We start from the raw sequence: 14,149 nt of genomic DNA on the forward strand, positions 1-14,149 counted from the left end.
ATTTTCGGTTCTTGTAGAATGCAAAAATAAAAGCGAAAACAGCTGCAGCATAATTTTGGTGGCAGTTATCAGCTGCCGTTGCTTCTGACGTTTTGGGAGAAACGAACATGGAAAAGATCGGTCATTTTATCGGCGGCAAACAGGTTGAGGGTACCTCTGGCCGGTATGCAGACGTCTACAACCCGGCAACCGGTGAAGTCCAGGCGCAGGTCGCGCTTGCAACCACTGCCGAAATGGAAGCTGCCGTTGCCAACGCTGCCGCTGCCCAGCCGGCCTGGGCTGCGCAGAACCCGCAAAAGCGCGCCCGCGTGATGATGAAGTTTGTCGATCTTCTGAATCGTGACATGGACAAGCTGGCCGAAAAGTTGTCCTCCGAACACGGCAAGACCTTTGTCGACGCGAAAGGCGACGTGCAGCGCGGTCTGGAAGTGATCGAGTTCTGCATCGGCGCGCCGCATCTCCTGAAAGGCGAGTTTACCGACAGTGCCGGCCCGGGTATCGACATGTACTCCATGCGCCAGCCGCTGGGCGTTGTTGCCGGGATTACCCCGTTCAACTTCCCGGCCATGATCCCGCTTTGGAAGATGGGCCCGGCGCTCGTTGCCGGTAACGCTATGATTATGAAGCCGTCCGAGCGCGATCCGTCCGTTCCGATGATGTTGGCGGAGCTGTTGAAAGAAGCCGGTTTGCCGGATGGCGTTTTGAACGTCGTCAACGGCGACAAGGAATCGGTCGATGCGATCCTCGACAACCCGACCATTCAAGCTGTCGGCTTTGTCGGCTCCACGCCGATCGCCCATTACATTTATCACCGGGCTGCTGAAAACGGAAAACGGGCGCAGTGCTTCGGTGGTGCCAAAAACCACATGATCATCATGCCGGATGCGGACATGGATCAGGCAGCTGACGCGCTTGTTGGTGCCGGTTATGGCGCGGCAGGCGAGCGCTGCATGGCGATTTCCGTTGCTGTGCCGGTTGGCGATGAAACCGCAGACCGCCTGATCGAAAAACTCGTCCCGCGTGTTGAAGCGTTGAAAGTCGGCCCATGGACAGCCGGTGATGACATCGATTTTGGTCCGGTCGTGACCAAGGCCGCACAGGAAAACATCCTGCGCCTCATCAACTCCGGCGTGGACCAGGGCGCGAAGTTGGTCGTGGACAACCGTGACTTCTCGATGCAGGGCTATGAGGACGGTTTCTTCGTCGGACCGCACCTGTTCGATCACGTCACCAAGGACATGGACATCTACAAGACCGAGATCTTCGGTCCGGTGCTGTCCACTGTGCGCGCCAAGACCTACGAGGAAGCCATTGGCCTTGCCATGGATCACGAGTACGGCAATGGCACCGCGATCTTCACCCGCGACGGGGACACGGCCCGCGACTTCGCCAACCGGATCAACATCGGCATGGTCGGCATCAACGTGCCGATCCCTGTGCCGCTCGCCTACCACACGTTCGGCGGCTGGAAGAAATCCGGCTTCGGCGATCTGAACCAGCACGGTCCGGATGCGTTCAAGTTCTACACGCGGACAAAAACGGTCACCTCCCGTTGGCCGTCCGGTATTCGGCAAGGCGCAGAATTTTCCATTCCGACCATGAAGTAAGTCTTGTTTAAACCGACAGTTTGAGGCGCGGGCGGACCATCTGGTTCGCCCGTTCTTATTTTTAGCTTCAGGCGGCGGCCGTCATCTCGGCCTCGACCACCCGGTCCGCGGTGTAATGTGCCATTGAAACGAGACCATCGATTTCTGCCATGATGGCTTTGAAGCCTGGATCAGACATGACCTTCTGTCCGGCAGCTTTGGCCGTCGCGAGATCGCGCCACATGACAACATCAGCTAAGAGGCCTTCGTCGTCGCAGGCCTCATAGGCGGACCAGGACAAAAAGCCTTCATAGTTGCGAACGACGTCCTGGGCTGCCCGGCGGGCAATGCGCGCCTTGGCGCGGTCCTTGACTTTGAAAACCACCAGTTCGAGGCACGGAGTTGTCATGACGGATCATCCTTTTTCGGTGTTGCTGTTGAGGAAACAATGTCCGCAGACTTTGTTGCACAGGCCTCCTGCCAGCTTCCTGTCAGGAGAAACAGCTGGTGATTGGGGCAAAATCCGCGCTCAAACCTTGGGCTAGATGGAAATTTCGAAAAACCGCGTGTAAGAGTCGTTGAAACAAGACAAAGGGGCAAAAAGCCTCAGTGACATCGCGGGGGGAGCGCGGCGATAAGCAGTCCATGACTAAAGGGAATACCAAACGGGCAAGAATACCGGGTGCGAGCGTGACGACTGCCGATGCGGCTGATGGGCCGATCGGCGTGCCGGATGACGCCTGCGCGAAGGCTCTTCGGCGTGCCGGATTGTTGTTGGCATTCGCCGATCTCATTTGGATTGCCCAGGCCGGACTGATCGCGTTTGCCGCTGCTCTCTTGCTTCAGCCCTTTTTGGATCCAGCAAGCGCAGACGTCTCCCTCGAGAGCTCTGTTCCGGTTCTCGTAGCTGGTTTTGGCGTCATAGCGCTGGCGCTTGTTCGCATGGTTTTGCAAACGAGGGGTATGAATGCGGCACGCCGTTCTGCTCGCAGGGTGCAAAGTGCGGCGCGAACCCGGTTGCTTAAAGCAGCCGTTGAAGTTTCGCCTGCAGCAACATTCCCATCTTCAGGGGCCTTTGCTGCCCATCTGACCGAACAAGTGGATCTTCTTGGTCCGTATTACCAAAACTATGTGCCGCAAATGATGCGGGTGAAGGTCGTTCCGCTGGTCATTGTTGTGGCAGTGCTGCCGGTCAGCTGGATTGCCTCTCTCATTTTGCTGATCTGTGGCCCGTTGATCCCTGTCTTCATGGCCCTGATTGGCATGCGGGCCAAAAAAGCCAGTGCCCATCAGCAAAATGAGCTAACCCGGTTAAGCGGAACGTTGCTGGATCGTATCAGAGGGCTGGAAACGCTCACTCTCTTTGGTGCGCTCGATCGTACGTTGCAAAGTGTCAATGACGCCGGAGAGCGGTTCCGGTCCGGCACAATGAATGTCCTGAAGATTGCGTTTTTATCTTCAACCGTGTTGGAGCTGTTCTCTGCGCTCGGGATTGCTTTTGCTGCCGTTTATATCGGTTTTTCGCTCCTTGGAGACATCTCCATCGGAACTTGGGGATCGCCGTTGACCTACGGCGGAGGGTTGTTTGTCCTGTTGCTGGCACCGGAGTTTTTTGCGCCCTTGCGCGGATTTGCGGCCGCCTATCATGACCGGGCAGCAGGGCTGGCAGCATTGGACAGCCTTGCCAGCCTTGAAGACAGCTTTCCGGCACCCAAGCCAAGCAGTGCTGAAAAGAGCGAAGCAGTTGCGTTCCATGTCGGAGGCGGCGTACCAACTATCCGGTTTGAGGACGTGTCGATCCGGTTCGGCGAGCGGTCCGTCTATGATGGTCTCACACTGGATATCCCGTCTGGCCAGACGCTTCTGTTGTTCGGTCCGAGCGGCAGCGGCAAGACAACGCTGATCGACTGTATCCTGGGTTTCCACACACCAGCAGACGGTGCCGTAACGGTTGATGGGCAGGCGCTGACATCAGCAATGGCCAAGGAATTGCGCCAGAGCGCCATGTGGCTCGGTCAGTCGCCGCGCTTGTTTCATGGCTCGATCAAAGCCAACTTGATGCGGGGCGCGGGGCCTAGCGAAACCGTAAGTGACGATGATCTCTGGGCCGCACTACGGCTTGCCGGTGCAGAGGGACTGGTCCGCGGGTTGCCGCGTGGACTTGGGACACAGCTGGGCGAGGATGGTTTTGGCCTCTCTGTTGGCGAGATCCGGCGGATTGCGCTCGCAAGGGCTGCCGTGCGCAGATCGGCCAAGCTCCTTCTGGCAGATGAACCGACGGCAGGGCTTGATGATGAAACCGCTGCCGATGTGATCTCCGGGCTGCAAAAGCTGTGCGCCGGCCGGACGGCGGTCATTGCAACCCACAATCCGGCCATTTTGGCTCTTCCTGGACAAAAGATTGATCTTGCTCGTTTGGCAGGAGCGAAGATTTTGGAGACAGCAGGATGAGCGCTGTTCTGAGCTTTGTCTCCCGCCACTTTCGGCACAATCGCCTATCATTTTGCCTCGGGATTGCAGCTGCACTGGTTCCGGCAATCTCCGGCCTGTTGCTATTGGGTGTTGCGGGCTGGTTCATCACGGCCGCCGGTATTGCCGGGGCGACGGGTGTGTTTTTGAACATCTTTGCCCCGAGCGCCATGATCCGGGCTTTGGCGATCTTGCGAACGGCGGGCCGGTATGGTGAGCGGATGCTGACCCATGACGCAACATTCCGGTACCTCGCGGATCTGCGCACAAAGCTCTTTGCCGCAATGGCGTCGAAGTCGCTGTCCAGACAGCGATCCGGCTTGCTGTTGAACCGTCTGACCATCGACATTTCCGCTCTGGACGGTGTTTATCTCCGGTTGGTTGTTCCTTTTGCGGTAATTTCGACGGTTTCGCTCGCGGCTCTTGCGATCTGGTTGTCCATGCCGGCAATCGTGTTTGCCGCTGGTGCAATTTGCCTGACTGGCTGGTTCTGGCTCGCAGTCTATGCGGTCCGCAGTGCCGACAAGAAACTTGCCCGCCGGGCGGACGCGGCGAATGAAGCCATGCGTTTGAGAGCTACCGACATGGTTGCCGGGCGACGGGATCTTGCGGTGTTTGGTGGGCTGGAGCCGGTTGTTGAAACCATTCGGCAGGCGGATGACAGCCAAGGAGCAGCGGAAGATCTGGAAGATCGCCGGGCGGTACGCTTGACCGGGTTTTCGGGCGCGCTCGGACAGGTGTTTGTGGCCCTGATGCTGGTCGCCGTTTCCCTCTCGGTTATGGCGAGCGATATCTCTCCCGGCCTCGGCATTGCTCTTGTCCTTGCAGCCATAGCCGTTCCTGAGATCATCGGTTCTATCCTGCCGGGGCTTGCAAAACTGCCCCGTATCGCTTTGGCAGCAGACCGGACAAACACTTTGCTCGCGCCGTCTCATTCGGACGAAAGAGCTGGTGTCCACCAAAGAAACGACAACAACCAGGAAGAGCCAGTCACTGGTTCAATTCTAAAGTTCGACTCGGTGTCATTCGGCTATCCCGGTGCAGAGCGCACTGTTCTGGAAAATCTGTCCTTTGAACTTTCAGAGAAACAAACGCTGGCAATTGCGGGGCGCAGTGGATGCGGCAAGAGCACCGTTGCCGCACTTGCCTCCAGAATGCTGGTTCCAGGCAAGGGTCGGATCCTTCTGAATGGTCAGGATTTGGCTAATGTGCCCGAAGCAGAGCTTCGTTCACGCGTCACGGTTCTGAGCCAGCGACCGCATCTCTTCAATGATACGGTCGCTGCGAATCTAAGGATTGCGAACCCGTCTGCAAGCGATACCGAACTCTGGATCGCGTTGGCGCAAGCGGCCATCGCGCAGCGGATCTCTGAAAGCCCGGATGGACTAGATACGATCATCGGGGAGGGGGGGCTTGGTCTGTCTGGTGGTGAACAGCGGCGGATTGCTCTCGCACGTGCGTTTTTGACCAGTCCGGACCTGTTTATCCTGGATGAGATGACGGAAGGATTGGACACGGCGACGACAACAGATGTCCTTGAGCGGTTCTTCTCGTTCCGGGGGCGCGCTGCTGTTCTCATGATCGCGCACAAGCGGATCGAATTGGAATCGGCCGGCAGCGTTTTGTTTCTCAATCAGAGAAAAGCCGATCTTGCGGCGGAATAAAGTGACTTCAGATTATCTCGAATTTGTAATTTCGTATTCATTTTGATGTAGTTAGGTGTCCTGCAATATAGTTTGGGTGCATTGACCTTGCGATGCACCTGGGTCACCATCTCGTCAAAGGCTAAGGCCGCACGGGCTTAAAAGGGGAACCTGATGGAACTCAACGTCGTCGATCTGTCACGGCTGCAGTTTGCCATGACTGCGATGTACCACTTCTTGTTCGTGCCGCTGACAATCGGACTCTCCATCCTGCTTGCCACCATGGAAACGGTCTATGTCATGACCGGCCGCGAAATCTGGAAACGGATGGTGAAGTTCTGGGGAACCCTGTTCGGCATCAATTTCGTGCTCGGGGTCGCCACGGGGCTGACCATGGAGTTCCAGTTCGGCATGAACTGGGCATATTTCAGCCAGTACGTCGGGGATGTGTTCGGCGCGCCGTTGGCCATCGAAGGCTTGATGGCATTCTTTCTTGAAGCGACCTTTGTCGGCTTGTTCTTCTTCGGCTGGGACAGACTGTCGAAGCGCCAGCACCTCGCTGCGACCTGGGCCGTTGCTTTTGGAACCAATTTTTCAGCGCTCTGGATCCTGATCGCGAATGGTTGGATGCAGCATCCAGTTGGTGCCGAGTTCAATCCCGACACGATGCGGATGGAAGTCACAAGCTTCTATGAAGTCCTGTTCAACCCGGTTGCCCAGGCAAAGTTCGTTCACACCGTATCGGCTGGCTATGTCACCGCGGCGATGTTCATGATCGGGATTTCCGCTTGGTACATGCTGCAGGGCCGGCATCTGCAGATCGCGAAACGGTCCATGGCAATCGCCTCGGCATTCGGCTTTGCCTCGGCACTGTCCGTCGTCGTTCTGGGCGATGAGAGCGGTTACGAAGCCAACTTGAACCAGAAGATGAAGCTCGCAACCATCGAGGCCATGTGGCACACGGAACCGGCCCCGGCTGCGTTCAACGTTGTCGCCTGGCCCGACATGGAAACGCGGGAGAACATCTTTGCGATTGAAGTCCCGTATGTGATGGGTCTCATTGCAACACGGTCTCTCGATACCGAGATCCCGGGCATCAACGAGCTCGTGGAGCGATCGAAAGATCGCATCCGGCAAGGCGCGGTCGCTTGGGATGCGTTGCAGAAAATTCGAGAGAACCCGGCTGAGGCCAGCGAAGAGTTGCGGGAAACATTCCGCCAGAACGCACAGTCTCTCGGCTATGCCTATCTCCTGTTGCCCTACACCGACAACCCGATGGCAGCTACGACCGAGCAGGTTGATGCGGCAGCCTGGTCGACGGTGCCGAATGTTTGGCCGATGTTCTATGCCTTCCGGATCATGGTGGCGTGCGGTTTCTTCTTTATCCTACTGACAGCCGTGTTTTTCTACTATTCCTCTGCTGGCCGGCTGGAAACGCTCATGGAAAAACGGCGCTGGATCCTTCATGTCGCGGTCTGGTCCATACCGCTGCCCTGGATCGCCTGCGAGATGGGCTGGTTTGTTGCTGAGTACGGCCGTCAACCCTGGATCATCGAGAGTATGCTGCCAACGTCTGCTGCCGTTTCCAGTCTCTCAGTTCCTGAAGTTCTGCTGACGCTCGCCGGTTTTGTGGCCCTTTACAGCACGCTGTTGGTCATCGAGATCGCGCTGATGATCAAATACATCAAGATTGGACCGGAGGATGGCGAACGGATTGCTCCCACACCACCACCGTCCATCTCGGCGCCCTCATCAGCTTCAGCAGTTCCGGCGGAGTAAACGATCATGGTCCTTTACGAACTCATCGATTACTCGACCCTGAAAGTGATCTGGTGGTTGCTGCTCGGCATCCTGCTGATCGCATTTGCCGTGACCGACGGTTTCGACATGGGTGTTGGAACGCTGCTGCCGTTCATCGCCGAAACCGATATTGAGCGGCGCGTCGTGATTAACACGATCGGTGCCACCTGGGAGGGTAATCAGGTCTGGTTCATCTTGGGCGGCGGTGCGATCTTTGCTGCCTGGCCGCCGCTCTATGCGATCAGCTTCTCCGGGTTTTATCTGGCCATGTTCGTGGTTCTGGCGGCCATGATCCTGAGGCCAGTGGCCTTTAAGTATCGCTCCAAACGGCCTGATCCTAATTGGCGTAGCGCCTGGGACTGGGCACTCTTCACCGGGTCTTTTGTGCCTGCGCTGGTGTTTGGTGTTGCGGTCGGCAATGTTCTTCTTGGGGTGCCATTCCGGCTCGATAATGAACTTCGCATGACCTATGACGGCTCGTTCTTCGGTCTGTTCTCTCCATTTACGCTTCTGTGCGGACTTTTGTCGGTTACCATGCTCGTGATGCATGGAGCGGTCTGGCTGGTGATGCGGGCGACCGGGGAGATTGCTGCACGGGCCAGAAAGGCCGGCACCTTTGCAGCTCTCGGCGGGATCCTTCTGTTCGGCGTTGGCGGATATCTGATTGCAACCGGTTATGTGGAGGGCTTCCGGATCACATCGGAGGTCGACCCAAACATGCAAGCCAACCCGCTCGCCAAACAAGCGGTTGTTGAGGGCGGAGCCTGGATGCAGAACTATGCGGCTTATCCGGTACTGTGGCTTGCCCCGATCATGGGGTTCCTGGGGATGCTCGGCACACTTGTTTTGCTGCAGACGCGCTTCGAGATGCCGATTTTCGCGTTCTCGAAGATGGCTGTATTCGGGATCATTGCCACCGTCGGAGTTTCGATGTTCCCCTTCATTTTGCCGTCATCGGTACAACCCGAGGCGAGCTTGACTGTTTGGGACGCCTCTTCGACACATCGCACGCTCTTCAACATGCTCGTGGCGGTTGTCATCTTCCTGCCGATCATCCTGGTTTACACGGCCTGGGTCTACAAGGTGCTGTGGGGCAAGATTGATGAAGAAACCATCGAACGCGACAACCACACGGCCTACTGAGGCACGCACAGACGGAGACGAAATCTCATGTGGTACTTTGCCTGGATCCTGGGAATGCCGCTCGCCTGCTGTCTGGCGATCTTGAATGCAATGTGGCTTGAGTTGCGCTCTGAAGACGAACGGCGCCGGGGTCTCAATCCGGACTAAAAGCAAAAGCCGTGTCTCTGACCGCCGCTCCGCCCCGAAAAAAAATCACGGGGTCAAAACGGCTGCGATCCGGCGGCCGTTTTGTCTTTTCCAGGTGCGATAGAGCATGCCTTACTCGTCTCCTGAGTGGTCTATGTGCTGACCTTAGGTAATAATTCAAATTTCAATTGTATTTTTCAGTTGCCCGACAAGTCCGGTATTGGCAGGCTTCGGGTTAGTCGCGTTGATTGCCTTTTCATTCAGTAGAAACACAAGCAATCATCGCCGGAAGAAAGGCGAGAATGCAGAAGATTACGTTATTGAGACTGATTGCCGTTTCTATTTTTCTCGTTTTTTCCGGGGTTGTACCCGCGCGCGCCGAGACTGTTGGTGCTGTTATTTTTACGAATGCCAAGATGGATGGTTCCTTCAACGAACTCGCAGCAATTGGGTCTGAGCGAGCCGCGGCTGAGTTTGGACTCGAAATCCGGGAATGGATCAGCACGGATCCGGACGAGACGATGAACGTCATCCGGCAGTTCGCGAAGTCCGGTGTGAATCATATCCTGACGCTAGGATTTGAGAGCTCGGAACTCGTTCGCACCACGGCGATGGAGTTTCCGGATGTCAAATTCACAAGTATCGATGGTGTCATTAGTGACCTTCCCAATGTCCGGTCTATCCTCTTTGCGGACGACGAGAGCGGATTTCTTGCAGGTTATGTTGCCGGCCTGAAGACAAAAACCGGGACAGTGGGAACCATTGGCGGGATGGATATCCCACCGGTGCGCCGGTTCATGTGTGGATTTGAAGCCGGGGCGAAATATGCCAATGCTGATGTCAGCGTGTTGTCATCTTTCGTGGGGCAGGACATGTACGCTTTCCGGAATATCCAAGGTGGAAAGGCGATCGCAGACAAGATGTTTGCAGATGGGGCCGACGTGATTTTTGCACCGGCCGGAATGGCCGCGGAAGGCGTCGCACGGGCCGCTCGAGAGCAAGATGCCCATGTGATTATGGTGGATGCTAACAAAAACGGGTTTTTGCCAGGAACCGTTTTGACCAGTGCTTTGAAACGGGTCGATGAGGCGGCCTATGCGACTTGGAAAGCTGCGATCGATAACACATGGACACCGGGCCTGGTTGTAATGACAACCCGTGACAAAGGCGTCGGCTGGGCGGTTGACGAGCACAACAGGGCGCTGGTTTCCGATGTCGAAGACCAGGTGAATGCAATCGTGGATGGATTGGCCGCCGGCAGTGTTGCGATTTTGCCTGGGGACACTGTTGCTGGATGCGCCGATGTTCTTTGAAGCTTTGCTGGAAACAAAAAAGCCCCGGAGCAGTTTGCGCCGGGGCTTGATCCAAAAGGCTGCAGTTTAAGCAGCTTTTGCTTTGGATGCCTTGAGGCTCTCCAGAATGTTCTGCGGAGATGAAACACCGTATGGGTCGATTTCGCAGTTGTCAGAGAAGCCTTCTTCTTCGAACCACTGCTCAACAATGCCGTCGGTGACGACCGCGCCATAGCGCCAGGACCGCATGCCAAATCCAAGATTGTCCTTGGCGACCAGCATGCCCATCTTGCGGGTGAATTCACCAGAGCCGTCCGGAATGACTTTGACCTTGTCGACGCCCTGAGCCTTTGCCCAGGCGTTCATGACAAAGGCATCGTTCACGGAGATGCAGTAGATTTCGTCGACACCTTCGGCCTTGAAGTCATCGAACAGTTTTTCAAAGTCCGGCAGCTGATAGGTGGAGCAGGTGGGGGTGAAAGCACCCGGAAGGGAGAACAGCACGACCTTCTTGCCTTTGAAGTAGTCATCGCTTGTCTTGTCGTCCCACCGAAACGGGTTCGGGCCTTCGATGGATTCGTCGCGGACACGGGTGCGGAAGGTGACAAAAGGAACTTTTTTGCCGAGCATTTATAAACTCCAGGAAATGGATTTTGAATTTGCTTTCAAACCGGTAGGAGGTGCAGCGCCCGGGAGGAGGTGGGCCGGCCCGTTATCCAGTCTGAAAACGAAAGGACGGCCCCGACCTAGCGCACTTGCTGCGCTGCGGCAAGGCGCGACGGTTCAATGAGAAGCGGCAAATTCACAGATTGCTGAAACTGAGACCACGCGTTCGACGTGGTCTCAACTGGAGGTCTGATTTGCTAGTGCGCGTCGGTCAGGGACACCTTGAATTTGGCACCATCGCTCACTCCTGAAATCTGAAAGAAATGGGCTGGACCTGTTTTCGGCCGCACCATCCAGATCTCCATCGGTTTTGCATTGGCAACATCAAGTTGGATATGCCGAATAGTCAGGTTTTTCCCTGAGACCGAGGTCTGCGTATCGCCGAGATCTTTCACCTTTGCCTTGAAGACGGACATCTCCTCCGTGTCGATGATCGTCAGAGAGCTTGGCAGATCGTAACCATTCGACTGCCAATAGAGCGGCAGGCCGATCAGTGACGTATCGAAATGGTCGGTTGTCAGGCGTTTGTGCTGCGGAGCGTCCCGCTTGTCTGAGAGGAGAATGCCGGCAACAGTCATCGCGTCTCCTGCGTAAGGGACGACCGTCGCAATGACCTCCTTTGCCAAGCCCGCAAGCTCCTCGGTTTCAAGTTGTTCCGGTGTCTTCATCTCGGCTGTAAATGCCAAATAACTGCTGCCGGACCGTTGAATCTTTGTCCAATAGGTTTTCTTGTTCTCAACCAGCCTGTTGGAGGCTGCATCAAGATATCCGTCAACGGAGATTGTTTCTTCCAGAACGCTGTTGATGCGGACCTTGCTGAAGAATGATTTTGTTTCGATCTGAGTGGACAGTTTCAATCCGTGACCGCCATCTGGCTGCTGAACGTATTCATGAACGATTTGGCCGACCGGTTTTCCATCGAGTTCAATTTGATAGGTAAGGGGGGAAGCCGCATGGGCGCCCGACAGGCTGCCAAGGACCAAACAGGCGAAAACACTTGAGGTGACGATAATTGGTTTTAAGAAGCGCATGTTGAATGAGGCCTGAGTTTTTGAGCAGATGCTCCGGTTAAGACAGGAGGAAAGGGCGTAAGCCCGCAGAGTTCGATAAGTTTCCATAACTGTTGCAGCACGCATGAAGCTGGGATGGTCAGGTGCTCTGCGCTTATTTAAACGAACGAACGTTCGTTTACAATATCTGTGTCTTTCGTTTTTTGTGCACGCTTGTGGTGCTGGCATTTGTTCGGTGTGTTTCACCGATCACTAAAAAGCGAAAACGCTGGTACCGCCGATAACCGGGACGGGCTATTGCGGGATCACAGGCTGAGCCGCTACAACATGGTCGGAATCACGTGTTGCAGTTCGGAATTTTCATGCAAAACTTGTTACAAGCGGTGCGCTGGCTTTGCATGGGGCTCGCCGTCATCGTTTTTGCCGGCCAGCTGGCCATGGTGCTGATGCGGTATTTGCTGGGCGTCGGCTTTGTAGAACTTCAGGATGCTGTCAGTTATTCGTTTGCTGCGCTGGTTGCACTGTCCGTCGCTGTAACCTTTGACCGGGACCGTCACGTTCGAGTGGACGTTTTCCGACAGACCTGGTCGGAACGCGTCAACCAAAGCATTGATCGGGCGGGAGATCTGCTGTTCGCACTTCCAGTCTTTGGGCTGATGCTGTGGGCGGCGTATCCGCTTGTCAAAAGCTCCTGGCTCATTCTGGAGGGCTCCCAGGAAACCGGCGGTCTCCCGGGTCTTTTTGTCGTTAAGACCTGTCTCGTTATCCTCCCCGCATTGATCCTTTTGATTGTGCTCACAAGACTTGTTGGCGTTGTCCGCCGGAGCGTTTCATGAATCCCGATCTTCTCTGGCTTGTAGTTCTGGCTCTGGCCGTCTTTGCCGGGATCCTTTCCGGCGTTCCGGTCCTATTGGCAATCGCGGGCGCACCGACGCTCGTTGCTTTAATCGCCGCATCTGCCGGACAATTTGATCTCGGTTATTTCCAGGCTGTGCCGCAGCGTGTCTTCGGCGTCATGACCAATCCGCTCCTGCTCGCGGTTCCTTTGTTCGTGTTGATGGGGCTGTTGCTTGAGAAATCCCAGCAAGCGGAAAAGATGCTAAAAAGCCTGACGGCTGCGCTTGGTGGCAATCAGTCCGCGCTCGCCTTGGCGGTTGTTCTGGTCAGCGCGCTGATCGCGGCCTCGACGGGTATCATTGGTGCGACCATTGTCATGCTCGGCACGATCACGCTGCCCGCGTTGTTGAAGGCGGGGATCAACAAACATATGAGCAGTGGCCTGATTTGCGCGAGCGGTACGCTCGGCCAGATCATTCCTCCGTCAATCGTCCTCATCTTGCTGGGCGATCAGATTTCCAACGCCTATTTTGAAGCGCAACAGGAAGCCGGCAATTTCGCGCCTGACCCGGTCACCGTTGGTGATCTGTTCGCAGGTGCGCTGTTGCCGGGTCTTCTGCTGGTGGCGCTTTACTCCGGCTACGTGTTTTTCAATCTGCGCGGCAAAGCGTCGGAGACCGAAGAGGCTGCAGATTCACCGAAATCCTCGCTTTCGGAGCTTTTGAAGAACATCGCGCCGACACTCGGTCTCATCATTGCTGTGCTGGGCAGCATTCTGATCGGGGTTGCAACACCGACGGAGGCGGCCGGCGTTGGCGTTGCCGGTGCACTGGTGATTGCTGCGGCCGGGCAGGGGGCTCGCGCATTTTGGACGGCATGTGCCTGTGCAGCTCTCGCAGTTTTACTCCTGATCCTTCGGCAAAGCGGACTGTTCGGTCTTGAGTTTGCCGGCGGCAAGATCGCCTGGACGCTGCCGACACTGACCGCAGTCGGGGCTGTTGTTGTGCTCGGCGCGCTGCTTGCCGCGGTCGTGATGGCTTTGCCCCGCCGCGATGTCTTGGGCTCCGCTCTTAGCGAGACAGTCATCATCACCGGCATGATTTTCGGCATTGTGATTGCCGCAAGTATCCTCTCCTTGGTGTTCCGTGGCTTCAACGGCGACGAACATGTCTCAGAGTTGCTGCAATCGCTGCCGGGGGGCGCCTATGGCATGCTGCTCCTCACGATGCTCGTGATTTTCCTGCTCGGTTTCATACTGGAATTCGTCGAGATCATTTTCATAGTTGTGCCGATTGTTGGGCCAATCATCCTGCAGACGGACATCAGTCCGGTCTGGTTCGCTGTTCTGATCGCGCTTAACTTGCAAACATCGTTCTTGACGCCGCCCTTCGGCTTTGCCTTGTTCTATTTCAGATCGGTTGCGCCCGATACGATCCGGACACGGGACATTTATGTTTCGGTCCTTCCGTTCGTCGGCTTGCAGTTGTTTGCTCTGGCCCTTGTGGCCGCTGTTCCGGCTCTGGCCACCTGGCTGCCGGACGTCTTGTTTAAATAGAAATCATCTGAGGGAGACTTTC

The 14,149-nt window shown here is 56.1% G+C and carries 12 protein-coding genes; 9 read left to right on the forward strand and 3 right to left on the reverse strand.

From position 1 onward, the window contains the following. The first annotated feature begins 107 nt into the window (after positions 1-107). Positions 108-1,607, forward strand: coding sequence for a CoA-acylating methylmalonate-semialdehyde dehydrogenase (locus tag RBB44_RS14740; protein ID WP_209175041.1), 1,500 nt, complete (start codon positions 108-110; stop codon positions 1,605-1,607). A 67-nt stretch (positions 1,608-1,674) separates the two neighbouring features. Here RBB44_RS14740 and RBB44_RS14745 read toward each other — a convergent pair whose 3' ends face one another. Beyond that, positions 1,675-1,995, reverse strand: a complete 321-nt coding sequence (locus RBB44_RS14745; protein WP_306148473.1) for a hypothetical protein — start codon at positions 1,993-1,995, stop codon at positions 1,675-1,677. A gap of 236 nt (positions 1,996-2,231) precedes the next feature. Here RBB44_RS14745 and cydD point away from each other — a divergent pair, with 236 nt between their 5' ends. The 6 genes from cydD (at position 2,232) to RBB44_RS14775 (ending at position 10,080) form a co-directional block, all read left to right on the forward strand. Continuing rightward, the gene (cydD, locus tag RBB44_RS14750; protein WP_306148474.1) at positions 2,232-4,037 is read left to right on the forward strand and encodes a thiol reductant ABC exporter subunit CydD; all 1,806 of its coding nucleotides are present in this window, start codon (positions 2,232-2,234) and stop codon (positions 4,035-4,037) included. Then, positions 4,034-5,719: a thiol reductant ABC exporter subunit CydC gene (gene cydC, locus RBB44_RS14755; protein WP_306148475.1), complete on the forward strand. Its 1,686-nt coding sequence runs from the start codon at positions 4,034-4,036 to the stop codon at positions 5,717-5,719. The genes cydD and cydC overlap by 4 nt, the downstream gene beginning before the upstream one ends. Before the next feature lie 153 nt (positions 5,720-5,872). After that, the gene (locus tag RBB44_RS14760) at positions 5,873-7,477 is read left to right on the forward strand and encodes a cytochrome ubiquinol oxidase subunit I (RefSeq protein ID WP_306148476.1); all 1,605 of its coding nucleotides are present in this window, start codon (positions 5,873-5,875) and stop codon (positions 7,475-7,477) included. 6 nt (positions 7,478-7,483) lie between these two features. After that, positions 7,484-8,641 (forward strand): cytochrome d ubiquinol oxidase subunit II, encoded by a 1,158-nt coding sequence (gene cydB, locus RBB44_RS14765; protein WP_306148477.1) that lies wholly within the window; start codon positions 7,484-7,486, stop codon positions 8,639-8,641. 27 nt (positions 8,642-8,668) lie between these two features. Further along, complete coding sequence (gene cydX, locus RBB44_RS14770) at positions 8,669-8,788, forward strand: cytochrome bd-I oxidase subunit CydX (RefSeq protein WP_008196892.1); 120 nt, start codon at positions 8,669-8,671, stop codon at positions 8,786-8,788. 281 nt (positions 8,789-9,069) lie between these two features. Beyond that, the gene (locus RBB44_RS14775; protein WP_306148478.1) at positions 9,070-10,080 is read left to right on the forward strand and encodes a BMP family ABC transporter substrate-binding protein; all 1,011 of its coding nucleotides are present in this window, start codon (positions 9,070-9,072) and stop codon (positions 10,078-10,080) included. Positions 10,081-10,146: 66 nt separating this feature from the next. On the opposite strand, the gene RBB44_RS14780 is transcribed toward RBB44_RS14775, so the two are convergent. Both RBB44_RS14780 and RBB44_RS14785 read right to left on the reverse strand, forming a co-directional pair. Next, positions 10,147-10,689, reverse strand: coding sequence for a peroxiredoxin (locus RBB44_RS14780; protein WP_306148479.1), 543 nt, complete (start codon positions 10,687-10,689; stop codon positions 10,147-10,149). A gap of 233 nt (positions 10,690-10,922) precedes the next feature. Then, positions 10,923-11,756 carry a DUF6134 family protein gene (locus tag RBB44_RS14785; RefSeq protein ID WP_306148480.1) on the reverse strand — a complete coding sequence of 278 codons (834 nt, stop codon included), beginning with the start codon at positions 11,754-11,756 and terminating at the stop codon, positions 10,923-10,925. Positions 11,757-12,097: 341 nt separating this feature from the next. Here RBB44_RS14785 and RBB44_RS14790 point away from each other — a divergent pair, with 341 nt between their 5' ends. Further along, on the forward strand, positions 12,098-12,571 hold the full coding sequence (locus RBB44_RS14790) for a TRAP transporter small permease subunit (protein WP_306148481.1): 474 nt from the start codon (positions 12,098-12,100) through the stop codon (positions 12,569-12,571). Beyond that, entirely contained in the window at positions 12,568-14,127 is a 1,560-nt protein-coding gene (locus tag RBB44_RS14795; RefSeq protein ID WP_306148482.1) for a TRAP transporter large permease subunit, read from the forward strand. The genes RBB44_RS14790 and RBB44_RS14795 overlap by 4 nt, the downstream gene beginning before the upstream one ends. The last annotated feature ends 22 nt before the right edge of the window (positions 14,128-14,149 follow it).

The organism is Roseibium sp. MMSF_3247 (assembly GCF_030733765.1).
Taxonomy (GTDB): domain Bacteria; phylum Pseudomonadota; class Alphaproteobacteria; order Rhizobiales; family Stappiaceae; genus Roseibium.

Excerpts from the sequence above, each read along its gene's own strand:
- cydB (WP_306148477.1), top strand. The coding sequence starts at position 7,484 with ATGGTCCTTTACGAACTCATCGATTACTCGACCCTGAAAGTGATCTGG.
- RBB44_RS14785 (WP_306148480.1), bottom strand. The coding sequence starts at position 11,756 with ATGCGCTTCTTAAAACCAATTATCGTCACCTCAAGTGTTTTCGCCTGT.
- RBB44_RS14745 (WP_306148473.1), bottom strand. The coding sequence starts at position 1,995 with ATGACAACTCCGTGCCTCGAACTGGTGGTTTTCAAAGTCAAGGACCGC.
- RBB44_RS14780 (WP_306148479.1), bottom strand. The coding sequence starts at position 10,689 with ATGCTCGGCAAAAAAGTTCCTTTTGTCACCTTCCGCACCCGTGTCCGC.
- cydD (WP_306148474.1), top strand. The coding sequence starts at position 2,232 with ATGACTAAAGGGAATACCAAACGGGCAAGAATACCGGGTGCGAGCGTG.
- RBB44_RS14790 (WP_306148481.1), top strand. The coding sequence starts at position 12,098 with ATGCAAAACTTGTTACAAGCGGTGCGCTGGCTTTGCATGGGGCTCGCC.
- cydX (WP_008196892.1), top strand. The coding sequence starts at position 8,669 with ATGTGGTACTTTGCCTGGATCCTGGGAATGCCGCTCGCCTGCTGTCTG.
- cydC (WP_306148475.1), top strand. The coding sequence starts at position 4,034 with ATGAGCGCTGTTCTGAGCTTTGTCTCCCGCCACTTTCGGCACAATCGC.
- RBB44_RS14740 (WP_209175041.1), top strand. The coding sequence starts at position 108 with ATGGAAAAGATCGGTCATTTTATCGGCGGCAAACAGGTTGAGGGTACC.
- RBB44_RS14775 (WP_306148478.1), top strand. The coding sequence starts at position 9,070 with ATGCAGAAGATTACGTTATTGAGACTGATTGCCGTTTCTATTTTTCTC.
- RBB44_RS14795 (WP_306148482.1), top strand. The coding sequence starts at position 12,568 with ATGAATCCCGATCTTCTCTGGCTTGTAGTTCTGGCTCTGGCCGTCTTT.
- RBB44_RS14760 (WP_306148476.1), top strand. The coding sequence starts at position 5,873 with ATGGAACTCAACGTCGTCGATCTGTCACGGCTGCAGTTTGCCATGACT.